This window comes from Methanolobus sp. ZRKC4 (genome assembly GCF_045291305.1).
Classification (GTDB): Archaea; Halobacteriota; Methanosarcinia; order Methanosarcinales; family Methanosarcinaceae; genus Methanolobus.
Genome location: NZ_CP146983.1, coordinates 2,341,286 through 2,366,167 on the forward strand (window position 1 = coordinate 2,341,286; position 24,882 = coordinate 2,366,167).

Genomic DNA, 24,882 nt, shown 5'->3' on the forward strand with positions numbered 1-24,882 from the left:
TGTTATACAGTTAGTGCTTGAAGTACAACACTGGACAATAAATAATAAATAAGCTAATATACAAACACTTGGTCAGTACTATATAGCAATACCAGATCATGAATAGGTCTTCTCAATAAAAATGGCAAATAATGATCCTATTTCCGGGCATGGTTCATCCAATATGTCAAAAAAAACAACGATGGTTTTGAGAACCTCGTCGATGAATTACCCCTTGGCATGCTTTCATGTGACAGGGAAGGAAACATCACTGCAGTAAATGATTTTCTTTTGAAGATATTGGGGTCACCTTCCGCTGATGCCACAAAAAAAATCAATATACTTACTTTCCCGCCTCTTTTGGAATCTGGAATTTCCTCAGTTATTGGAGAAACACTTAGAACTGGTAAAAACTCCTCGATAGAAACACCTTACAGATCAAAGTGGGGAAAAGAGCTTTTCCTGAGTTTCAAGGCATTTTCAAAAAAGAGTGAATATGGACGTATTTGTGGATGCTATGCTATTGTTGAAGATCTTACAAATAGAAGAAAAGCAACCCTCGAGTTTGAGCAAAATAAACGCAAAGACAACCTGATATCAAAAATCTCAAGTCGCTTTATCAACAGCAACTTCAAGGAAATTGATGATGATATCAACAAGGCCCTTAAGGACCTGACATATTTTGTTGGTGCGGACTGTGTAGCTGTGTTCAGTGTTGATGAAAATACAAGTTACATTGTTAAAACACATGAATGGTGCATTGACGGAGTAGTATCCAAAATACCACTCAATGAGAAATGGGATACTGAAAAGATTGTGTTTAAACAATTAAGTAATTTACAGATAATAAGTATCTTGGACACTGATAAAATACCTGAAAAAAATACACATATACGAGAGATACTACAAGATCTTGAAATAAAGTCCATTGCAATGATACCTCTTTCGCGTTATGGTGCTTTTAAAAATTTTATTGGAGTATATTCTAAAAATAAGAGAATGGATTGGAATGACAATGCTCTATATGTCCTGAAAATTGTCGGGGATATGATAGCAAATATCCTAGACCGTCAAAATACAGAAGGAATGCTTCTTAAAAAAGAAGAAGAATATGAGGAAATCATCCATTCCATAGATTCAATAATATGGAAAGTTGTCTTTGATAAAGAAGGAAACACCCTGAAAACCTATATTGCAGAACCGGTGGACAGAATACTGGGACTACCGGATGGCACTATAGCTACTGATTGGGATAAGTATTTTGATCATATCCACCCGGAAGATCTCCAAAGAGTGATGGATAAACTTGAATTGACATTTAAAAACCCGGGCACTTCTTTGAATGAGGATTACAGGATGTTAACTGGTGATGGAAAGATAATCTGGATGAATTCCACAGGTAACTCCTATCTGCAGGATGATGGCACTTTTCTGACTTATGGAACCTCGGTGAATATTACAGAACGCAAAATGGCGGAAGAAGAGATAAGCCGAAGCGAAAAAAAATACAGGTTCCTTATAGAACAATCAAACGATGCAATATTTCTGAATAGACTTGATGGACAAATAGTTGAAGTAAATGATAAAGCCTGTGAGATGCTCAGCTATCCAAGAGAGGAACTCCTGAAAATGAATGTTATCGACCTCCTTACCCCGGAACTTATTGTGAAAGGGTTAGATGTTGTTGAACGTTTAAGAAAGGAAGATCAGATACAAGGTAATACAAAATATATCACAGGCGGTGGATATGTCATTGATGTAGAGGTCAATGCCAAGATCCTTGAAGGTTATCCGGATCTTGCGCAGGCCGTTGTCAGAGATATCACAGAGCGCAAAATGGCTGAAAATAAGCTGCGTGAAAGTGAAGCTCTTCTGAATGAAGTCGGTAGAATTGTAAAAATCGGAGGCTGGGAGTTAAATGTAGCATCAGGTACGACTACATTGACACCTGAAGTTGCAAGGATCCATGAAACAGATAAAGTTTATAATCTTCAGGGAGGATTGGGTCATTTCCCTCAGGGTTCAAGAGAGATCCTTGAAAAAGCAGTAAATGATGCTGTTGAAAAATGCGAACCATATGATTATGAACTGGAGTTTATCTCAGTAAAAGGTAACCATAAATGAGTCAGGGCAATTGGCCGTCCGGTAATAGAAGATGGTAAAGTTGAGAAATTGATTGGTACATTGCAAGACATAACAGAACTTAAAGAAGCCGAAATAGAACTGGAACGCAATGAGATAAAATACCATGCTCTTTTTGAACAGTCAAACGATGCCATATTCCTGAATAAACTTGATGGACAAATAGTAGACATAAATAAGAAAGCCTGTGAAATGTTTGGATACACACGGGAAAATCTTCAGAACATGAATGTTGTAGAGCTTTTGGCTCCAGAACAGATTGAATCAGCAAGTTTAGGAATGCAGCAATTCAGAGATCAGGGCTTTGTGCATATGTACCCATTGTACATAAAAGCAAACGGTGAAACCTTTGATGCAGAGGTCAATGCCAAGGTTCTTGAAGGATATTCTGATTTGGGGCTGGCTATTGTAAAGGATATCAGTGAGCAGAAAAAAATAGAAGAGAAAATAATTAGAAGTGAGACAAAATACAGGAGCCTTTTTGAAAAATCTAACGATGCCATAATGATTCACGACCTTAACGGAAAAATACTGGAAGCTAATGACAGAGCCTGTGAAATGTTCGGTTATAATGAGGAAGAATTAAAACAAAGATCGATGATGGACCTGACATTCCCAGAAGACAGAGAAGACATTAAATCAAGATTTCGGAAAATCAAAACAGAAGGTTACTGCCGTAGGGAAAACAAAATGCTTCGCTCAGATGGAAGTTTGATATATGTAGATGTTAGTGCTTCATTACTCAAAACGCAACAAGATACAATCCAGACAGTAGGAAGGGACATAACAGACAGAGTACTAACAGAAGCCGATGCCATCAATGCAAAAATAGAAGCAGAGACAGCAAGTCGTGCAAAGAGCGAATTCCTTGCAAACATGAGTCATGAAATACGCACACCATTGAACTCCATTATTGGCTTCTCAGATGTTATGATCAATGGTATTGCAGGAGAGCTGATTCCAAAGCAGGAACAATATATGCAACATATTTCCGACAGCGGACATCATTTGCTAAATCTTATAAATGATATCCTTGACATTTCAAAAGTAGAAGCAGGAAAAATGGAGCTACATTTTGAGATGATCGATGTACCAACCGCAATGAATGAAATTATTATTATAACGCAATCTCTTACATTCAAGAAGAAGATTAAAGTTAGTGTGGATATATGCGAAAATGTCCCGAATGTACGGGCAGACAGGTCAAAGTTTAAACAGATAATGTATAACCTGCTAGGAAATGCAATAAAGTTCACCAGTGATGAAGGTCATATATCCATACTCGCAAATGTTAAAGATTCTAAACTGCTGATTTCTATTATCGATAACGGACTCGGAATTTCCCCAGATGATCTGAAAAAACTGTTCAAACCTTTTAGCCAGATAGATTCATCTACTTCGAGAAGTTATCAAGGAACCGGACTTGGACTTGCATTAGTCAAGGAACTGATTGAATTACATGGTGGAAAAATATGGGTTCAGAGTGAATTAGGAAAAGGAAGTAATTTCACATTTGAATTACCAATAGACAATAAAAAGCAGGAATAGACATCAATTGTCCTGTCAGAATAAATATTGACCTTTTTACAGCTTAAATAAGTGTTGTTCAATAGCATACATGCTGCAAACTGAATTAGAAGCAAAGTTAAAAATATTTTTACCAAAGGGAAGTGACCCTGGCAAAGCCAGGGTAACTCTGGAAGTGGGACGTGGTGGAGTTTGAAGGAGGTAGTTGATGGATATTCGAATTGACCCACATCCGCGAATGCTTCAGAGTAATATTACTCTGACAAATTATCGTTTTATGATTAGTAGTATTTATAAGTATCGTGAAAATATAAATACTGTAGGCATTATTTGGAATTGTGCAACAAAATAGATAAAAGGATTGTAAACCAGTATATAAATAAAAGTAAACATATTAGAATTTCTGCAAACAATTCATAACACAAACAAACTCGCGCACACCCTTCAAACTTATTATATGATACCAATAACCACAAATCTTATGTATCTACAGAAAAGAGCATACGAGGATTGAGCAAGAAGGAGGAACAAAGACGGATAACATCGCATTTTTGATATACGCATTCAGTTCCCTTTTTGCAGTAGTCAGTCCGGTTGGTGTAGTTATCACATTCGTTTCACTGACAACTGATATGACACTGGAAGAAAAGAATGCACTTGGCACAAAATCCGTAATTCTTGCATGTGCAATTGCTTTATTTTTTGCAATATCCGGAGAAATGATACTGGATTTCTTCGGAATAAGTATTGACGCACTAAGAGTAGCTGGTGGAATACTACTTTTCACTGTGGCTTTTGATATGATACTTGCAAAGGTTTCCCGTGAAAGCATAACAGATACAGAAATTGACAAATCGATGGACCGCAGTGATATATGGATATTCCCTATCGCCCTTCCACTTTTAACAGGCCCGGGCACTATCACAACCGTTATTGTCCTCATGGGAAGTGCAGCTTCATTATTGCAAAACATTGCAGTTACGATTGCAATATTGCTAACCTTTGCAATTACATTAGTATTGTTCCGTTTTTCCAGAAGAGTTTATAAATTCCTCGGATATACCGGAATGCTGGTTTTCACCAGGCTGATGGGACTTTTACTGGCAGCAATGGCTGTGAATTTCATCGCCCTTGGAATCTGGAATATTTATACATCATTTCAGTGATATCTGTTTTTAGCTCTGTGAAAGTCTAACAATAACAATGATTTTATCCAATTGATTCATAAATCTAATAGAGTGTGGATAATAAACTGGTAGCTCTGACTCAATAAGCATCTTCTGTAAACACTTTATTTAGGAAGGAACCTAACAATTTCATCAAGGTCATCTCCACAATTGCAACATTTCTTTGCGTTTTCTTTTTTTTGGTAGACTTCCTCATTCAACCCTTACGACTATCCCCCTGAGGAGGCGACCTAGTATATCTGAACCTGTTATGATCATCTTTTCAGGGTCTTCCCTGTTCCAGTAAAGTATCAGATCGTTATCTATAACGTCATCCTCTGAATCTTCCGGATATACTTTTAACTTATGGAGTACATCACCAATTTGTTCATTGGAATCACTTACAATTATAGGGTGGTGGCAGTATCGGTACGGATTGAACTCCGGTTTTCTGTATATCGCGTCCCTCAGAAAAGAACCGGAGTCAATCGCCATCACAGGCCTATCGGTTTCATCCAAAACTATAACCCATTTCTTTGAACTCGACGCGATTTTTTTCAGCAATTCTTCGAACTCTGGTCCATCAGATGATGGAAATATGACAAGACCATTAAAAGTAGGCAGGGAAATTATACTGGAAGGATCCACTACAGAACCTTCCTGCTTGATTTTAAGATCATCTATGGATAAGAAATTCAAAGCTCCAAGCCCTTCAAGGCGATCGATGTCACTACTTTCTGAAATAATATGTTTCCTGAGCATTATCCTGAGTGAACGCTCTTTGAAGAACTCCATTTTTTCTTTTCCAAGCCACTTATCCAGAACCATAGAGGATGGCTTTGAAACAGGGTACAACAACAGTACATAAAATTTGATAAGTGGGGATAATGTAGACCCAAGTCTTAAGGAATTTCTTGTGAAATAAGCCTGTGGAGCTATCTCACCAAAAATTGTGATGAGAACTGTAGATAAAATAAAAGCTGAGGTGCCAGCCATTACCGAATCCGTCAGCAATGTCAGAAGAACATTGATGCCGACATTACCCCATAATAAAGTAGAGAGCAGCAGGTGAGAATTACGCCTTAGTTCCAGTACTTTTTTTGCATCCTCATTCTTAGCTTCTGTCTCTATCTCAAGACGAAGTCGACTCAGACCGAACAGACCTATTGTCAGACCGGAAAATATGCCAGATTGAATCAGGCAAAGAACTATTAAAAACCATATTATTATGTCATTCATTATTATTCCGCTAAGGTGTTATTTTAACCCTCAGGTCTTGATATGAATATAAGAGTAGTAAAACCTTTCTGAAAAAAATACTGTTTTGCCTTTATTGTTAAGTGCAATGTTCTATGACCTGTGAAATTCAGTTTCAAATGGCACATAATATTTTATTCGGGAACTCTTCTCAGATATTTTCATATATAATCGAGGCTCTATTTAAGATGGAGATATTTAAGGGAGAGGGAAAATGCTGGAAAGGAATTTCATCGTAATAGCAGGTGAAGAAGCAGGGCCAAGATCTAACAAAATGGGTGGGATATGGAACGTCATCGATGCCGAGGCAACAAACCTTGCACGCCTGGTGAGCAACGGTGACATTGGTGAAAATAATCCACCTACGATTATTGTTGCAGGCCCTTTCTATGGCCACAGCGGTGCTGACTGGAACAAAGGACTTAACCGTATAACTGATATGAGCGGTCTTGAAGAAATGGAAGATGAAGGTGAGATCTTCGAAACCATTGAAGAGATAAAAAAGAAAGGTATCGATGTTTTTGCCGGAACTGAACAGGTAAATGGTGTGAAAATAATTCACCTTATGTTCAGGACAAATGATTTTTGCAGGGTCAGCACAGAATACAAAGGACAGGAAATGTGCCTTGCCAATTTCATCAAATCAGAAGCATATGACTTTATTAACCTGGATTCCATGGCATATGAGAACATGAACAACGGCATAGAGTATACACATTACCTTAATCTTTCATATGCTATTTCCGAATTTGTAAAAACACTTGTAACACTCCGTGAAAAAAGCGCAGAAGAGTATGAGGACAAAGCAATATCTGAATTTGCAGCATCCCTCATGCCAGCTGTCCATGTTTCACTTCACTGCCATGAATTCGGCGTATTCTATGCCGCTGCCCGGCTTGAAAAGATAGGTATAAACGTCCAGACTGTTGCAACATACCATGCAACAATACCCGGAAGATCTTCCGGACATCGTTCTATTTGCAAGGTCAGGGAAAAAGACAGCTCATGGGATAGTGGCGTACCTGTCAATTTTGCAAAACTTGAATCCCTGTCATCTTATGCTGACGTGGTCACTGCGGTAGGAGATTCGACTCTTAAGGAAATAAAACTGTTCTACGGCATAGATTCCATAGTAGTGCGCAATGGTATAGACCTCCATCAAATTGACATCGACTGGGAAAAGAAGAAAGAGCACCGTGAAAAGATACAGGAATTCCTCTCTGAGAAGATATATAATGTGCATGACAGCAAAGTCATCCCTCCCAACAGGATAATCCCCATCTTTTCCATATCACGCATCGAAATAGAGAACAAAGGATACCCTGATCTTCTGGATTCGCTGGTCATACTTGACAGGAGAATAAAGACACAGATCGAAGCGGGTCATCTTGACGAGAACTACAGGGTTATTTGTTTCATCGTAGCAGCACACGGCCCAAAAACTAAAACACCTGATAATTTTCCTATATATTTACCTGAAGAGCTGCTCATAGGTGAAGAAATAAGGCTCCAGCAAATGATAAGAGAGCGAAGGCTGGAATGCTCACGCATACCTGACGGCAACCGGCATGTAACTGCGGTTCTTTATCCCCAATGGCTCTCTGAAAACGATGGGGGACTCAACATGAAAACCGAGGAATTCATGGCAGGATGTATCGCAGGTATCTTTCCATCAAGGTATGAACCTTTCCTCCTTACGGGCCTGGAGGCAGGAAAAGAAGCTACTCCGAGTATTGTCAGCAAAATCTGTGGTTTCAGCGATGCACTGGGCACCCTGAAAAGGCTTGTCATGGGGATGGGAGGGGTGATAGTCGTAGACAATATCAACATTCCATATCTTGAATCAATAAGCGATTATGCCCTTGCAATGGACTATTTCATTGATACTTATATCGATGATAAGATCAAGTACAATCTGCTCTGCCAGGAAGCAAACCTCCTGGCAGGAGACATGAACTGGGAAGAACCGACAAAGCAATATTACGAACTCCTGACAGGTACAAGGATGAAATAAGATGTCAGAGATTCGCAAACACTATTTCCTTGAAGAACATTGCATAATAGCCTCCAACAGGGGAAAGAGGCCTTCTGCACCAAAGGCTTGTGATGAAGGAAAGATTTCTTCAAGCTGTGTTTTTTGCCATGGCAATGAAGACCAGACACCTCCTGCAACAGCAGTATACAAAAATGCCGAGGTACTCAAAGATACGGATGAACGACGCATTACAGACTGGGACGTAAGATGTATTCCTAACCTCTACCCTGCACTATCCCCTGATGCTCCTGAATTCGATAATGCTTCATTTGAAGTCAAAACTGGGTACGGATTCCATGAAGTAATAGTGGAAAGCCCCCTTCACAAAAGCAGGATGAATCTTTTTACCGATAATGAATTGCTTCTCCTCATGCAGGTATATCGGGACAGGGTAATGTATTACCAGTCAAAGGAAGACATAAGATATGTCTCCCTGTTCAAGAACTGGGGAAAAAAGGCCGGTGCATCTCTTGAACATACACATACACAACTAATAGCCGTCCCCATAATACCCCCCACCATCACGAAAGAAAGAAAGGCAATGGAAGAACTGGAAAACTGCCCTTACTGTAAGATCGTGGAAAAGGAAACTGGAAAAGAAAGAAAGGTATATGAAAATGCTGATTTCATCCTGATAGCGCCATATTTTTCCAGAGTGCCTTATGAGACGTGGATACTTCCAAAAAAGCATGTGAATCATATATCAGCCTTTAGTGATGAAATGCTCCTGAGCCTTGGAGACTGCATCAGGACAGCAGTTTCATTTCTGGACAGGACAATACCTGAACTGGCATACAATTACATGTTCTTCCAGATAGAACATGACCTGAGTTACCATTTCAACATCCGTATAGCACCGGTAACGTCAATTGAAGCTGGTTTTGAGAAGAACACGGAAATATACATCAATTCAATGCCTCCGGAAATAGCTGTTGAATACCTGCTGGAGAAAGCATAGGAACACATGTCAGAAGAAGTGATCCAATGAAAGAAAAAATGCGAATAGCTATGTTCTCATGGGAAAGCCTTAATGCCGTGAAAGTTGGAGGACTGGCCCCTCATGTGACCGAGTTATCAGAAGCTCTGGCATTGATGGGACATGACATCCATATATTCACCCGAAACAAAGACATGCTCCCCTATGAGATAATCAATGATGTGCATTATCACCGTGTGTACCACGCTCTTGAAGGTGGCATAATACAACAGATGAACAGCATGTGTGATGCCATGTATACAGCTTTTGTTGATGCCTCTGAAACTTTTGGCGATTTTGACCTGACACACGTGCATGACTGGCATCCTGTGAACTTGGTATGCAGATTGAAAGAGGAATATAATATTCCTTTTGTGATCACCTATCACAGCACAGAATGGGGAAGAAACGGGAATCAACATGTCAACTGGTGGGAAGCCATGGAGATCAGTCACCGCGAATGGCAAGGTGGATATGAATCATCCCTTGTAATAGCCACATCCACTATTTTCAAAAATGAGATACAGCACCTTTATCAAATACCTGATGAAAAGATATCAATTGTACCTAACGGAATACACGAAAATAAGATGCAAATGGATGTGGACCCTGGCAAGGTCAAATCAGAATATGGAATACACCCATACGCCCCTGTTATCCTTTTCGTGGGAAGGATGAATTACCAGAAAGGACCTGACCTTTTAATACAGGCCATCCCTGAGGTACTTGCAAGCAGATGGGATGCAAAGTTTGTCATTATAGGTGAAGGAGAGATGAGACCAGAGTGTGAAGGGATAGCATCTGAACTGAACATTCATGACAGTTGCCACTTTTTAGGTTATGTTGATGAATCCGTTAAGAAAAAATGGATGAATGCCTGCAACCTCATCTGTGTTCCAAGCCGCAATGAACCATTTGGTATAATCCTGCTTGAAGCATGGGATGTAAGTAAGAATATCGTTGCAACAAATGCGATATCGCTTATAGATAACTTCAAGGATGGAGTCATAGTCTACCAGAAACCTGAATCCATTGCGTGGGGAATCAAGCATGTGTTTGACAATTATACTGATGACCAGCTTGGAAAAGAAGGCAAGAAGCTGATTGGTACCAAATATAACTGGAACAATATAGCTGAAATGACTGTGAAAGTATACAGCAACATGATCATGTAAGTGTACTTTCAAAAATCAATTTCCAGCCTTTTTTGGAATAAAAAGAACAAAAGAGAGTGGCATGAATGGGAAAGTTGGTAAACAGGGTTTCAAAGAAAATTGGATTGGCACCAGGCTCCTTGGTTCACATTGGTGAAGAAAGAACTGAGAAACCAAAGATAACCATAATAGATTACGACAAGGATACTTATCAGGAAAAAGTAGTTGAAAGTGTAGAGGAATGTTTTCCTTTTAAGGATCATCCAACTGTTTCGTGGATAAACGTTGATGGCATCCATCAGGTGGATATCATTGAAAAGCTGGGCACTCACTTTGGCCTGCATCCACTTGTTATGGAGGATATCGTCCATACAAGCCAGAGACCAAGGATGGAAGATTACGATTCCTACATATATGTCGTCCTTAAAATGCTCTGGTTTGCAGATGGTGATACAGATGTGAAGACCGAGCAGGTAAGCATTATACTTGGTCAGAATTATGTTATGTCCTTCCAGGAGGTCGAGGGCGATACTTTTAAGTTCGTAAGAGAACGACTTCGAAATACCAAAGGCAGAATACGCACCATGGGTTCTGACTACTTGGCCTACACAATTCTTGATTCCATAGTTGACAATTACTTCATAATAATTGAAAGATTTGGAGAAGTAATTGAGGAACTGGAAGAGGAACTGATAGAGAACCCATCCCCTGAAATCCTCCAACGTATTCATGACCTCAAGAAAGAGATGATATACCTTCGCAAGTCCGTATGGCCACTTCGTGAAGTGATCAGCGGTCTTGAAAGAACGGAATCATCCCTGTTTCAGAATTCGACCTTCGCGTTCCTTAGAGATGTTTACGACCACACGATACAGGTGGCAGATGCGATTGAAACATATCGGGATGTACTCTCGGGAATACTGGACGTATACCTTTCAAGTGTAAGCAATAAGATGAATGAAGTAATGAAGACACTTACTATTATAGCAACTATCTTTATACCGCTTACCTTCGTCGCCGGTATGTACGGAATGAATTTTACCAATATGCCTGAGCTTGGATGGAAATGGGGATATCCTGCCGTATGGACCATCAATATATTGATATTCTTAGCTATGTACATGTACTTCCGTAAAAAGAACTGGTTATAATCAGAAAAAGGATGCAGATATAAAATGTTCGATACATACCATCCACCATTCACTGTGGAAGTTGAAGATACTGTAATTACAGTTGAAAAACAAGGAAACAACCTGATCTATAGACGTATGTTCGAGGGAGAAGAGGAAACAGAACTCGTGTTGCTTAATAATGACGGTGACATCCTCATAAATCCTATTGAACCTGTTAATCTGCCAAACAAACTCACATCGTCCCTGCTTATAGATTTTAAACGTCCCGCCCTGATACGTCCAGGTGACAGGAAAAAAATATACCTGACTTTCCCCGTGGAGATCGGAGTATTCGTTTCAGATAAGGCGGGAAACTATGAAGTTATTGATATTTTTACATTTTCCAGGGTCAAATTCACACTTTATGGAAGCCACAATGCTGGACTCATCTGCCGGCACTGGGAAAGTGATGTATTCACCAAGATGCCGGAAACAAATGTACTTCATGAAGGCTACATAGAACTTGAGATAATCAATGATTCCAACCATCTGATGGAGGTAACAAAAGCGGTTTTCAATGCCTATGGAATGAAAATCTACTATGGCAAAAAGAGAATTGTTATGAATGCTTCCATGAGAATCATAAATAAACTCCTGGCTGAAACTGATTTCAGTACAAATCCAACGACCTCAAGATTCAAAAGGTCAATGGAGCTTTATACCTCACGCAAGCTCATGATCAGCGGAACCAAAGGAATTATGGAGTTCGGGCTATGAGCAACAGCACTATTTCGCAGCACATCTCCGTGCCGTATGATCCTTTCCTGCAGGTTATCACAGTCATAGCCATACTTTTTTTTGCCATTGTGATAGGGAAGGGTATAACAATATACCTGCAAAGGACACTTAAAGACAAGATGGACAAGGAGCACCTCAATATCCTGCTAAAGGTTGCCTACTATGGAATAATTTCATTTGCCATACTGGTCTTCATCTTCCCTATACTGGAAATCGAACCTGCCGGCCTTCTGGTAGCTGGAGGTGTGGTAGGTATTGTGATTGGTTTTGCAAGCCAGAGTATTGTAGGCAACTTTATTTCCGGCATCTTTTTGATGACCGAGAGGCCAATCAAGATAGGTGACCAGATTAACATTGATGACAATTCCGGGTTTGTAGAAGACATAAACATGATCTCTACTATTATAAGGACCTACAATGGCCTTTACATGAGAATACCGAATGAAACTGTTTTCACAAACAGCATAACCAACTATGTTGCAAATGTAGTCAGGAGATTCGACTACGTTGTAGGAATACGTTACGAAGATGATGCTGATGAAGCAATCGGGATTATTCGGGAAATACTCGACAATGAACCATTTGCACTCAAACATCCTTCCCCCGAAATATTTGTTGATAACCTTGGAGACAATTCAGTCAACATCCTGGTGAGGATATGGGCACCTGTAAGTGAGTGGTATGACCTGAAGACAAGGTTGCTCTGGATCATAAAGAAAACACTGGAAGAGAATGGTATTGAAATAGCCTTCCCGCAAAGGACTGTCTGGTTTGCCAGCGATCTTAATACAAGGAATATCCGCACGAACTACGTGGAAAATGGAATGGGTACCGATATCAACCCGGGAATGGATGAAACATGAAAGCCGTATGCGTTTGTTTTGAGGTACATCTGCCCTTGCCCCTTCGCTGGTACTGGCCACGGGAAGGGTATAGTGAAGCCCATATTGAAAAATACTTTGACATGGAAAAGGCATTCCATAATTTCACAAAGCTTGCAGATAATGTGGAAACACTTAACGACACTCTGTCAGAATCCATAGAAAATGGAGGAAAATATACCCTTGACGTGTCCGGTGTTTTCCTTGAACAATGCAAATGGGCACCTGAAATAATTGATGGTTTCAGGAAACTGAACCCGGAAAAAGTATCTTTTGCCGCTTCACCGTATTATCACTCAGTAAGTTCAATGTTCCCTGATATGAAAGAATTCAGGGAACAGGTCGAAATGGACATAAAAACGATAAAGGAGCTTTTTGGCAGGGAAACAAAGACATTCGTGAACACCGAACTTCTTTTTGAACGAAGGGCAACAAAAATCCTCAAAGAGCTGGGATTCAACTGCTTCATATCAGAAGGTTCCCACAACATCATGAACGGCTACGACCCCACACATGTTTACAGCAATCATGTACCCACACTCCTTCGGCACATAAACCTGAGTGAAGATCTGGAAATCAAATTCTCTGATATGTCATGGCCCGGATATCCACTGATAGCCGACAAGTTCGCATCATGGATAGCAAACATGGATGGTGATGTGATAACCCTGTACATAAAATATGATGCCATCAACACTCACCTGAAGAAAAATAATGAAATACTTAAGTTCCTGAAGGATATCCCCTTGTGTCTTAAAAAACATGGGATAAAAATGCTTTTGCCTGAAGAAGCTGTGGATATGTTCAAAATGACCGAGTTGCCATCCCTCGATTCAAAAACAACAGCACGCTATGGCATGCATAACCTTCTGGGAAACCATGCGCAACACCTCTTCATGCATGAGCTTGTAGACATAGGAGAACAGCTCAAAACTGTGAAGGATCTGGAAAAGAAAAAGGAGCTGCTCAGGATATACCGCTATCTTCAACAAAGCGAGATATTCCTGGAGATGAACTCGGAAGAAAGACGCCTTGGGTATGAAAGAGCAGTGAACGATCTATCGATACTTTCGGATATCGAACGTGCAGTACTGGAGGCAGGAGAATGAATTCTATTTGCCCTTTCTTTCAAGTTCACCAACCATACAGGCTCAGATGGTTCTGGCCTGATAGTAAACAGGGTTTTGACAGGTATTTTGATAAAGCTGTGAACAAGGAGATATTCCATAAGGTTGCAGGTAAATGTTATCTTCCTGCAAACAAGACCTTGCTTGAACTTGTGGATGAGACTGACGGTTATTTCAGGGTGAGTATGTCGGTCACCGGCACTCTGCTGAACCAGTGTGAGCGCTGGGGTGAAGACGTGCTGGATACTTTTCGCGACCTTGCAGACACCGGCTGTGTGGAGTTTCTTGATGAGACCTATTATCATTCCATTGCATCACTTTTTGAGTCATGGGAGGAATTCATAGAAGAAGTGAAAGAGCACCGTGACCTCATGTCTGAATTGCTTGGTGTCACCCCACGCATATTCAGGAATACCGAAATGCTGTACAATAACAGTGTGGCCCATTTTGCGAAGGAAATGGGTTACCATGCAATATTAACAGAGGGTATTGAACGTATTATGGATGGCAGGTCTCCTGACCATGTATACAAAGCAAAAGGTGCTGACATATCGGTTCTGCTTCGTAATTATAAATTGAGTGATGACATAGGATATCGTTTCTCATCCAGGTGGTGGGAAGAATATCCCCTGACCGCAGACAAATGGGCAGACTGGGTATCCCGGAGTTTCGGGGAAACAGGCAATATTTTCATGGATTATGAGACATTCGGAGAGCACCAATGGGAAGATACCGGAATATTCGAATTCCTGAAGATGCTGCCCAGCGAGGTTCTCGACCGGGGAGTCAGGTTCCTTACCCCTTCCCAGACTATCAAAAACTACACACCTGTTGGAGAGATAGATGTAGGAGATTTCTCAACAATCTCCTGGGCAGATGTTGAAAGAGACACCAGCGCCTGGCTCGGTAATGATATGCAGAGACGTTGTTTTGAAGAAGCAAAACTGCTCGGACCCTATGTGAAAGCAACAGGTGACAAAGAACTCATCAGGACATGGAAACATCTGTTGACATCGGACCATTACTATTACATGAGCACAAAGTGGCTGGGCGACGGGGATGTACATTCTTATTTCAGCATTCATAACTCACCCTATGATGCTGCGGTGAATTTTATGGCAGTGATGATGGATTTCAAGTCGCATGTGTTCAGAATACTGACAGAAACAGAATAATAATAATATATTGCATGAGGCCATATTATTTATCGGGAGTGTTGTGCATGGTAAGAGATCTTTACATGTTCTCTAAGATTGATAAAGAAGCAGAAGTTGTCTGGTTCAAGATATCCTATGAGAACACCGTTCATTCGGAAGCGGACATAACTTCCCTTTTTGCGGAGAAAGAACTTGATATGAGATTTGCATATCTGGACAGCCTTGAAGATCCTTCAAGAGGCAAGTATGTGATCTTCACAGAAGTTGAAAAGGGCATGGATATCAAAAGTATTGCAGATGAACTTGGAAAAATGGATGTCGTACTTAACCTGGACTGGGGATTTTCAAAGAACAGAGCCGTTCAAACGGTGGAATTCCCCCTGCATCTACTGGGAGAAAGAGCTATTATAATCAGGGCAAAGACCTTTGTGAATATCCTCAATATTATCAATGAAAACGTGCCACAGTCAGAAGGACTACTAACTATAATAGGACTCAAGAGCGGAGCAGGCGTTGTTAAATATCTCAGAGATATGATCGATGTGAACGACAGCAACTTCCTCGACCTGTTAAATGAACTCCTTATGGCCGCAGGATGGGGTACTCTTGACTACGAAATGAATACCGTGGATAAGAAAGGAACTTTAAGGATCAGTGACTCGTTCATTGCTGATGACTACAAAGAAAGTGACGTTCCTACATGCGGATATATCAGCGGTTTTCTTGCCGGGTACATTTCTGAATCATTAAATACAACAGTTCAGGTTCGCGAAACAATATGTAAAAGCATGGGCAGTGGTTTCTGTGAACATCAGGTATCACCTGCCCCAAAAGACGTTAAGATAGAACATTTACTCAGGGGAGAATCGTATTGATTCGACAACCCAATGCAATTCTCGGCAATGACAGGTTACTTGTAACTGTCGGGAAAAAAGGCGAGATATTCGGATATTATTTTCCAGGGAGGGATTTCGCTCAACATGTCGAAGAGTCACAGGCCTGCCTACATAATGGAAAGGATCTCATATGGTCAAATGCCCGTGAATGGGTAGCAGAGCAGAAATACATAGAGAATACAAATATAGTAAGCACTGAGCTTGTCCATCAATCGGGCCTTGTAATGCACATCACAGATTTTGTTCATCCTACCCTACCGGTGCTTGTGCGTAAATACAAGATCAGTTCTAAGAAAAAATTCAGCGGGAAGTTCTTCTATTACTCAAACCTCCAGGTTGGAGAAATGAACAAAAAGAACTCAGCATTCTGCGATTATGATTCCGGTCTGCTGGGGCAGTACTGGAAGAATTACTATGTTGGGATAACTTCCAGCCCTATGTTTGAAGAATGGCAGATCGGAAAGGCAATGGATACCATATGGTGGACTAATGCCAAGTATGACATGGAAGACGGAGAACTACAGAAAAACCGTGAGGACATCGGTAACATAAACAATGCTATAGGATGGAGACTTGATATCGATGATTCAAAGCCTGCTGAGTTCACAGTATTCATTGGTGCAGCTTCAAGGAGACCGGCACTTTACAAGCGGATGCGAGAAGTGCAGAATGAAACTGTTGAGAACATGTACAATGAGACACAGGAGAAATCGATCAAATGGCTATCAAAGAAAAAACTTCTTGAAATACCTGAATATCCTGGTTTTGAAACATTCAGGCAGGACCTGTTCAAAGCTTTTAACCGCTCATTGCTTGCATTAAGTATACTCAATGACTCCAGCAAAGGTTCCTTTGTAGCATCACCTGAGTTTGATCACGATTTTGAGAAAAGTGGAGGTTATGGATATTGCTGGAACAGGGATAGCTCGGAGATTGTTATTTCACTTCTCAATGCAGGATATCCTGAGTATTGCGAGCGTTTCTTCAAATGGTGCAAGAATACCCAGCTTCCTGATGGCTCCTGGTTTCAGCGCTACTGGCTTGATGGCAACGTAGGTTCCTCATGGGGTAACTTCAGTTTCTCAACCCAGATCGATGAGACCGGTTCCACGCTCTTTGCAATGGAAAAGTACTATGAGAGTCTTGAGCCCATACTTAAACGGGAGTTCCTTGACAACATCTGGGCAACTGTACTCTCAGCTGCCGAATACCTTATGAGAAGGACACCTGACGGGATGCATGAGCCCTGCATATGCCTCTGGGAAACTTACCAGGGTGTTTTTACCTACACCAATGCTGCCATTTATGGCGGCCTGGTGGGTGCTGCACGCATGGCAAGGGATTATAATGAAAAAGGACTTGCTGACCGCTGGCTTGAAAGAGCTGAGTTTATCAAGAGTACCACCATCGACAAATTGTGGCTTGATGAAGGTTATTTTGCCCGCGGAATACTCCACGGAAAAGTCGACACAGCTATTGATGCAAGTATAATCGGCACCTTCGTTCCTTTTAATATGCTATCAGCAAGCGACGAAAAAGAAAAAGAGATGATAGAGTCCATAATAAAGAATATTGAGAAACAGCTCAGGGTGCCTGTAAATGATCATTTTGGGATCAAGAGATATGTGGACGATAAGTATATCGATGGCAATCCCTGGATAGTCACAACCCTGTGGCTGTCAAAGGCATTACTTGAGATGGCAATTGTCATTGATGATAAGGACAATGAAAAAGAAGAACTAAAAACATTGACCAATGATGCCTTAAAGTATATCAAATGGTCACTGAAAGGTGCTACGGGAGCAGGAATGCTTCCAGAACAGGTCAACAAATATACAGGTAGACCTGCATGGGCAATACCTCTTAGCTGGAGTTGTGCATTGATGCTTGACAACATTCTCCTGCTTGACAAACTCCAGAAGAAACTGTCTAATAAGAGTATCTGAAACTACCTGCTGCAAGTGACGCCACTATGAACTACGCAGACTATATAACAGGAACAGGCAAGGAATGGATTATTAGCAATGGCCTTGGAGGATATGCTTCCTCCACAATTATCGGGGCGAACACACGTAAATACCACGGTCTGCTGGTAGCCTCAATGAACCCTCCTGTTGATAGGAAACTACTGCTTTCATCCCTTGATGAGGAATTGATCATTGGAGATAATATCCATAAACTTGCAGTCCATAAATATCAGGACGTTGTTTATCCCCACGGCAACGAATATCTTGAAAACTTCATTTCGAACCCTCACCCTGCTTTTCTGTATAGTGTAGCCGGGATGAAGATTAAAAAACAAATTATGATGATACATGGTGAAAACACCACTGTCGTAAAGTATGAAATTAACAATCCTTCAGGCGAACATGGAATTTTCAGGATACTGCCACTTGTAAATAACAGGTCTATTCACCATATGACCAATGCAAAAGGACTTTCCTTCAGACAAGAAACATTCTCAGGAGGAACTATACTTACCTGCGGAGATTCTTCATTCCAGATATGCTCTGACCTGCCTTACGAAGCTGATGAACATTGGTACTACAATTTTGAATACGAAGTGGAACTTTCAAGAGGATATCCTCACATTGAAGATAACTTTAATCCGGGATACTTCGACCTGGAAATAAATGACACTGATATTTCCTGTTTCATCCTGGCATCGACTAAGATGGATAAAGACTGGGATATGGAAAAAGTACTGGAACTTTTCAAGAATGAAGAAAAACGAAAAGAAGAGCTTGTAAAGAAAACCATAAAAGAGGATGTTTTCTTACGAAAACTCACTATTGCAGGTGACTCTTTCGTAGTTGAACGAAGATCAACAGGATCAAGATCAATTATTGCCGGTTATCACTGGTTCGCAGACTGGGGAAGGGATACAATGATATCACTTTCGGGCCTTACGCTTGCAACTGGAAGATTTAGTGACGCAAGATCCATACTTTCTACTTTTGCAGCTCACTGTAAAGATGGGCTTATACCCAATCTGTTCCCGGAAAATGCATCTGAATCACCTGTATACAACACTGTGGACGCATCCCTGTGGTTTGTCCATGCCGTTGGGAGATACCTGGATTATATTGATGATATTGACTTTGCGGAAAGAATGTGGCCTACCATCGAAAGTATACTGAATCACTATCAATCTGGAACTGCCTATGATATCAAAATGGATGATGACGGCCTGATAGAACATGCAGGACAGCTTACCTGGATGGATGCAAAGATAGGAAACTGGGAAGTTACACCAAGAAATGGAAAAGCGTGTGAGATTAATGCTCTCTGGTACAATGCACTGATGTATGCAATAAAAATAGGAAAACGACTTGGAATCGACGTTTCTGCTTATAATGAAATTGCAGCACTCACAAAAAAAAGTTTTAGAGAAAAATTCTGGAACGATGAAAATAATTGCCTTTATGACTGCATTTCAGATTTAGGGAACATCACAGAAAAGGATGCCTCCGTTAGGCCAAACCAGATACTAGCAGTATCTCTCCCTCATACGATGCTTTCACATGAAATGGAAAAAGGTATTGTTGACGTGACCACGGAAGAATTGCTGACACCTTATGGACTAAGGACACTGTCACCACATGATATCAGGTATTCAGGCCTTTACAGAGGGAATCCTGAAGACAGGGATGCTGTCTATCACAACGGTACTGTATGGCCCTGGCTACTTGGTCCTTATGTAACGGCTTATGCAAAAGTGTACAAGAATATGCCTGATCTGAAAGACAAGCTTGTGGGATTTTTGCATTCGATAGAAAAACACATGGATGAAGCATGTGTCGATACGATATCAGAGGTATTTGACGGTGATATGCCACACGAACCCGGTGGGTGTGTATCACAGGCATGGAGTGTGGCGGAAATAATACGTTGCTATGCCGAAAATATTTTGCAGAGACATTAAGATATTCATTCGCAATCTTTATGAAAGTTCAATTCGTTTTTATTATCGGGTTTTTGGGTTTATTTATTGATAGAAGTAAGTGGAAAAACAGAATCATTGAGAATTGCAATGTTCTCATGGGAGAGTCTTCATTCTGCAAAAATCGGCGGGCTGGCTCCTCATGTAACCGAGTTATCAGATAATCTGGTTAAAATAGAATATAGCTGGGACAACATTGCCAGAAACACGGTTCATGTTTACAATTGAATTACATGAAGTGATAAAATGGAAGAAATGTGTTTAAACATTGGTGAAGCGGCAGGTTGTATTTACAGGTTGCTCGATAGTGGGGAATCGAATATGGCAAACTTGAAGAATCATCTCAAAGAAAATGGTTTTGATTCGCAGGTAGCTTTTATGGCCATAGGATGGCTAGCAAGAGAAGACAAGATCTGCATGACCAAGAACGGAAATTCCTGGTCTTTAAGTTTAAAGTGAAACTGGCAATCTTTTTTCCGGGCATACATATATTAGTACCTACCACTGATGCTGATGTACAATATGAAAGGTCAGCAATAGATGCAATTGTTTAATTTTTTAAGAGTAAATTAATATATAGTGCAATTTTAACATTCAAATGCTTTGTAAAAATGCAAAAGAAACAGAACTATGGGGATGATAAATATGAAGAATCGAAAAATTTTGAATTTATCTGTTATATCAATAATATTTATGATTATACTTTCAAGCACAGCCATGGCTGCAAACAACAGCACTGGAAATCGTATATGGGATGCAGATGAAAACCTCTCTCTTGAATATACTTGGACAGCAATGAGTTATTCAGGATTCTATTTTGACCTTGATTCTGGAGAAGGATCTGAAACACTCACCATAAAACTGGACAGTAACAATGACAGAAGTGTAGGTGATGGAGACCTAGAATACATAACAACCCCCATAGATACTGATTTTGAGCAGGGTGACTGGGGTTCCTATCAGGTGATTGGATTTATGGCAGAGAGATATTTTGCCGGTTACACCGATGACACAGAATTTGCGAAAGATAGGGTAAGTCTGATATCTGACGGAAAACTCACAAAAGTCCTGCTTGATGATGACGAAGAAATCTCTCTTTTTTCAGGGTCTTCACTGATACTTGAAGAAGGATATGAATTGAATATAGTAGAAGTTGATATGAATGGGAACAGTGTCCTTGTAACCCTGGAAAAAGACGGTGAGGAGCTGGACACGGATATTGTGTCTTCGGATGATGATTATGTATATGAGACTGACCTTGGAACTGACGACGATGTACCAATAATAGCAGTCCATTTCAACAATATCTTCCAGGGAACCGAAACAAATGCAGTGTTTGTTGAAGGAACATTCCAGATATCAGAGGACTACGTAGATGTTGAATCCGGTGATGAGTTCGGAAAGATGGAGATCCAGGCTCTTGGCTCAGATATGATCACAATGGAAAATACAGATTCCATCAGTCTTGGAAGAGGCGACACGATCAGTATTATGGGTAAATTGAAGTTCCTGGTTGCGGATGACAACACACTGAGGTTCGGACCGATGGTGGACATGTCAGAACCAGGCACATATGAACTCAGGGGTACAGTTGCGGAAAATGAAGAGTTCGAATGGACACCGCTGAACTTCGAAGGATTCTATTACAATATTGATGAAGGTGTGGGAACCGAATCCCTTGAGATAAAGGATCTTGGCGGCAGAAGCATCGATGATGGAGACCTTGTTTACAGAAGTGTACCATTGGATGTCAGCTTTGAATATGATGACTGGGGAGAGTTCCAGGTTGTCGGTTTCCTTGCAGAGAAATACTTTGCCGGATACCCGGACAATGAATTTACAGATGATGTAAGCCTGCTTTCCGACGGTAAACTCTCAAAGGTGCTTATTGACGATGACAGTAAGACGTCCCTTTACTCAGGTTCATCACTGATACTGGAAGACGGGTATGAGCTATACATAGTTGAAGTCGATCTTGACGGCAGCAGTGTAATGGTAAATCTTGCACAAAATGGAGATGATATTGACACGGGAATTGTTTCCTCTGATGACGATTACGTCTACGAGAAAGATATTGGAACAACCGATGATGTACCAGTTATAGTTGTTCATTTTGATGAGATATTCAGAGGAACCGAAACAAATGCCATATTTGTTGAAGGTATTTTCCAGATATCAGAGGACATGGTTGAAATAGCAGACAACGAAAAGTTCGGAGAGATGGAAGTTACCAGCTTCTCATCAGATGAGATAGTCCTAGAAAATGAAGACTCGATATCACTTACAAGAGGAAATGTTATCGAGATCATGGGAAATATCGCATTTAATGTTGCAGATTCCGGTGATGTCCGTTACTATCCATTTGTAGAAGTATCCACACTACCATCCGAATCACTTTCCATAGAATTGCCTGCTGTAATTGAGCAGGATACAGAAATAGAGATTGAAGTTACTTCAAGGGGCGCAGCCGTTAATAACGCCGTTGTAATGTTCGGTAATGAGGAAATCGGACAGACATCGACTGGCGGAATGATATCCTACTCCCCGGAAACTGTAGGCTTCTTCACCGTTGCTGCTGAAAAGGAAGGATTTGTGTCTGCAAGTAAAAAAGTCGAAGTAATATCACCTGAGGATGCAAGCAGGAAACTGGTTATAGAAGTACCTCCAGAAACAGTCGTTGAGCAAAATACAGTAACTATCTCAGTGATCACGGCTATAGGCGGTGACCCTGTTGAAGATGTACAGATCTACTACGACAATAAGCTCATAGGCAGCACAGATTCTGATGGCATGCTTACATACACTGTAAAGGAAACAGGAATGCATAAGCTGACCTCTTCATCAGATGAGTACCTTGAGGCTGAACTAAACCTTGAGGTTCTTGAATTGACAGCAAAGTTCTCATACTCCAATTTGCAGGTCACACCTCTTCTGGTGAAGACCGGAGAAGAGGCCACAGTTACAGTTGATGTTATGAACACAGGCACCACAGCAGGTGATACTGATGTGAATCTGCTCATTAACGGAACCGTTGCAGACTCGAAGAGTATATCATTGGATAAAGGAGAAGAGACCAGTGTTACTTTCAGTGTTTCACAGGAAGAAGCAGGTACCTATGAAATACAGGTTGGCAGCTCTACAACAATCCTGGAAGTTGAAAAGAGCTCCATTCCGGCACCAGGTATCATCGCATCAGTAATGGCAATGCTGGGTGTTGCTCTGCTGATACGCAGGAATGAAAGAAAGAACTGAAAATAAACTTGAATCAAAAAGTACCTGCTTTTTCTGCAGGTACATATTCTTTTTTATCAATTATTGATTTCATTTACTTTTTGATATAGACTATTGTACCCGATAGTTATCACATTGATACTACTAGCAGTTTACTCCATGATACTTATTGGAGAGTTAGCCTCAGAATTTGCAAGGAAAAAACGCTAATCGATTATTCTCGACACACAGAAGATTGGTGGCGGAACGGGAGAAGCACTGGGCACAGCTTATAGACTGGCTGATGGCAGAATAGTGTATGTCCCAAATGATGGAAATTCAACAGATGCCTGAAAACGAAGTAAAAGAAATGAACAGGACTCTTATCATTCCTTTTTTAGAATAGAGATTCCGTGGGCATCAAGTGGAACTTTTACGATCTTTTTTGAGCCTGAATGTTCTACAAACAACTGAGGATTTCGATAAACTACCATCAATACTCATACAATTCAATAAAATTTAAATAATAGCAAAGCAAATTTACTATTATGGATTCTTTTACTGATTTTGCCTTAAATGAAGAATATAAGCGTCTCCAATCTGTCGGAGATAAGCTTGCTGAAATTGAATATTTAGTAGATTGGAAGCCTTTTCGCCCTATTCTGGAGTCAATGTACATAAACAGAACAGCTTCAGGCGGACGGCCTGAAGCTGATGTTATTGTAATGTTCAAGATGCTTGTTCTGCAACAATGGCATGGTCTTTCTGATGCTGAGCTTGAAAAGCAGTGTATTGACAGGATATCCTTTAGGAAATTCCTGGGATTTCCTGAATATGTACCAGACAGTACAACTGTCTGGTCATTCAGGAAGAGAATTATCGACAATGGTAAAGAAAAAGCGGTGTGGGATGAAATGCAGAATCAGCTTGATGCTCTTGGTTTGAAGATTAAAAAAGGAATGATCCAGGATGCAACTTTTATTCACTCAGATCCAGGACATGCAAAAGCAGATGTACTCAGAGGAAAAGATGCGAAAACAAGAAGAAGCAAAGATGGAACCTGGACTAAGAAAAATGGTAAATCTCACTTTGGATACAAACTTCATACAATTATTGATAAGGATTATGAACTAATCAGAAGATTTGAGACAACAACTGCATCACTTCACGATTCACAGGTTGATCTGTCTGAAAAGGGTGAAGTGGTGTATAGAGATAAAGGATATTTTGGAGCAATAGCAAAAGGTTTTGCAGCAACAATGCAACGAGCTGTAAGAGGACATCCTTTAGGAATAATGGATATCCTCAGAAATGAAAGAATAAGTGTGAAAAGAGTCCCTTGCGAAAGAGTGTATGCAGTGACAAAAGAAATATTTAAAACCAGAAAGGTTCTTGTTACAACTGTAGAAAGAGTGAATGCAAAAATGTTGATGACAGCTTTTTGTTTTAATCTGCATCAATTGAGGACACTAAAAACCAAAGGAGTAATTTAGGATAGCGGGAGCTATACTAAAAATAAGGA

The 24,882-nt window shown here is 40.5% G+C and carries 19 protein-coding genes and 1 pseudogene; 19 read left to right on the forward strand and 1 reads right to left on the reverse strand.

Annotated elements, in window-relative coordinates; genetic code table 11:
• Positions 1 to 156 precede the first annotated feature (156 nt).
• The 3 genes from V7O67_RS11505 (at position 157) to V7O67_RS11515 (ending at position 4,814) form a co-directional block, all read left to right on the forward strand.
• Positions 157 to 2,103 carry a PAS domain S-box protein gene (locus tag V7O67_RS11505; RefSeq protein ID WP_342306489.1) on the forward strand — a complete coding sequence of 649 codons (1,947 nt, stop codon included), beginning with the start codon at positions 157 to 159 and terminating at the stop codon, positions 2,101 to 2,103.
• A 60-nt stretch (positions 2,104 to 2,163) separates the two neighbouring features.
• Positions 2,164 to 3,669, forward strand: a complete 1,506-nt coding sequence (locus V7O67_RS11510) for a PAS domain S-box protein (protein ID WP_342304703.1) — start codon at positions 2,164 to 2,166, stop codon at positions 3,667 to 3,669.
• A 530-nt stretch (positions 3,670 to 4,199) separates the two neighbouring features.
• Positions 4,200 to 4,814 (forward strand): MarC family protein, encoded by a 615-nt coding sequence (locus V7O67_RS11515; RefSeq protein ID WP_342304702.1) that lies wholly within the window; start codon positions 4,200 to 4,202, stop codon positions 4,812 to 4,814.
• Between the two features lie 213 nt (positions 4,815 to 5,027).
• On the opposite strand, the gene V7O67_RS11520 is transcribed toward V7O67_RS11515, so the two are convergent.
• Entirely contained in the window at positions 5,028 to 6,053 is a 1,026-nt protein-coding gene (locus tag V7O67_RS11520) for a CNNM domain-containing protein (protein WP_342304701.1), read from the reverse strand.
• Positions 6,054 to 6,285: 232 nt separating this feature from the next.
• On the opposite strand from V7O67_RS11520, the gene V7O67_RS11525 reads away from it, so the two are divergent.
• The 16 genes and pseudogenes from V7O67_RS11525 (at position 6,286) to V7O67_RS11600 (ending at position 24,853) form a co-directional block, all read left to right on the forward strand.
• Positions 6,286 to 8,085, forward strand: a complete 1,800-nt coding sequence (locus V7O67_RS11525; RefSeq protein WP_406670038.1) for a glycosyltransferase — start codon at positions 6,286 to 6,288, stop codon at positions 8,083 to 8,085.
• Position 8,086: 1 nt separating this feature from the next.
• Complete coding sequence (locus V7O67_RS11530; protein WP_406670040.1) at positions 8,087 to 9,064, forward strand: DUF4921 family protein; 978 nt, start codon at positions 8,087 to 8,089, stop codon at positions 9,062 to 9,064.
• A 26-nt stretch (positions 9,065 to 9,090) separates the two neighbouring features.
• The gene (locus tag V7O67_RS11535) at positions 9,091 to 10,257 is read left to right on the forward strand and encodes a glycosyltransferase family 4 protein (protein ID WP_342304699.1); all 1,167 of its coding nucleotides are present in this window, start codon (positions 9,091 to 9,093) and stop codon (positions 10,255 to 10,257) included.
• 65 nt (positions 10,258 to 10,322) lie between these two features.
• The gene (gene corA, locus V7O67_RS11540) at positions 10,323 to 11,387 is read left to right on the forward strand and encodes a magnesium/cobalt transporter CorA (protein ID WP_342304698.1); all 1,065 of its coding nucleotides are present in this window, start codon (positions 10,323 to 10,325) and stop codon (positions 11,385 to 11,387) included.
• A gap of 24 nt (positions 11,388 to 11,411) precedes the next feature.
• Entirely contained in the window at positions 11,412 to 12,125 is a 714-nt protein-coding gene (locus tag V7O67_RS11545) for a DUF432 domain-containing protein (protein ID WP_342304697.1), read from the forward strand.
• Complete coding sequence (locus V7O67_RS11550) at positions 12,122 to 13,009, forward strand: mechanosensitive ion channel family protein (protein WP_406670041.1); 888 nt, start codon at positions 12,122 to 12,124, stop codon at positions 13,007 to 13,009. Before V7O67_RS11545 ends, V7O67_RS11550 begins: the two co-directional genes overlap by 4 nt.
• Positions 13,006 to 14,136 carry an alpha-amylase gene (locus V7O67_RS11555; protein ID WP_342304695.1) on the forward strand — a complete coding sequence of 377 codons (1,131 nt, stop codon included), beginning with the start codon at positions 13,006 to 13,008 and terminating at the stop codon, positions 14,134 to 14,136. Before V7O67_RS11550 ends, V7O67_RS11555 begins: the two co-directional genes overlap by 4 nt.
• Positions 14,133 to 15,329 (forward strand): glycoside hydrolase family 57 protein, encoded by a 1,197-nt coding sequence (locus tag V7O67_RS11560; protein ID WP_406670042.1) that lies wholly within the window; start codon positions 14,133 to 14,135, stop codon positions 15,327 to 15,329. Before V7O67_RS11555 ends, V7O67_RS11560 begins: the two co-directional genes overlap by 4 nt.
• A gap of 47 nt (positions 15,330 to 15,376) precedes the next feature.
• On the forward strand, positions 15,377 to 16,186 hold the full coding sequence (locus V7O67_RS11565) for a V4R domain-containing protein (RefSeq protein WP_406670044.1): 810 nt from the start codon (positions 15,377 to 15,379) through the stop codon (positions 16,184 to 16,186).
• Positions 16,183 to 18,153, forward strand: a complete 1,971-nt coding sequence (locus V7O67_RS11570; protein ID WP_406670046.1) for a glycoside hydrolase family 15 protein — start codon at positions 16,183 to 16,185, stop codon at positions 18,151 to 18,153. Before V7O67_RS11565 ends, V7O67_RS11570 begins: the two co-directional genes overlap by 4 nt.
• 26 nt (positions 18,154 to 18,179) lie before the next feature.
• The gene (locus tag V7O67_RS11575) at positions 18,180 to 20,132 is read left to right on the forward strand and encodes an amylo-alpha-1,6-glucosidase (RefSeq protein ID WP_342304690.1); all 1,953 of its coding nucleotides are present in this window, start codon (positions 18,180 to 18,182) and stop codon (positions 20,130 to 20,132) included.
• A 66-nt stretch (positions 20,133 to 20,198) separates the two neighbouring features.
• The gene (locus V7O67_RS11580; protein WP_342304689.1) at positions 20,199 to 20,378 is read left to right on the forward strand and encodes a hypothetical protein; all 180 of its coding nucleotides are present in this window, start codon (positions 20,199 to 20,201) and stop codon (positions 20,376 to 20,378) included.
• A gap of 27 nt (positions 20,379 to 20,405) precedes the next feature.
• On the forward strand, positions 20,406 to 20,609 hold the full coding sequence (locus V7O67_RS11585) for a winged helix-turn-helix domain-containing protein (protein ID WP_406671469.1): 204 nt from the start codon (positions 20,406 to 20,408) through the stop codon (positions 20,607 to 20,609).
• A 186-nt stretch (positions 20,610 to 20,795) separates the two neighbouring features.
• The gene (locus tag V7O67_RS11590) at positions 20,796 to 23,402 is read left to right on the forward strand and encodes an S-layer protein domain-containing protein (RefSeq protein WP_342304687.1); all 2,607 of its coding nucleotides are present in this window, start codon (positions 20,796 to 20,798) and stop codon (positions 23,400 to 23,402) included.
• A gap of 204 nt (positions 23,403 to 23,606) precedes the next feature.
• A pseudogene (locus V7O67_RS11595) lies at positions 23,607 to 23,714 on the forward strand (DUF2149 domain-containing protein); the annotation flags it as partial.
• Positions 23,715 to 23,908: 194 nt separating this feature from the next.
• Positions 23,909 to 24,853, forward strand: a complete 945-nt coding sequence (locus tag V7O67_RS11600; RefSeq protein ID WP_342303665.1) for an IS5 family transposase — start codon at positions 23,909 to 23,911, stop codon at positions 24,851 to 24,853.
• Positions 24,854 to 24,882 lie beyond the last annotated feature (29 nt).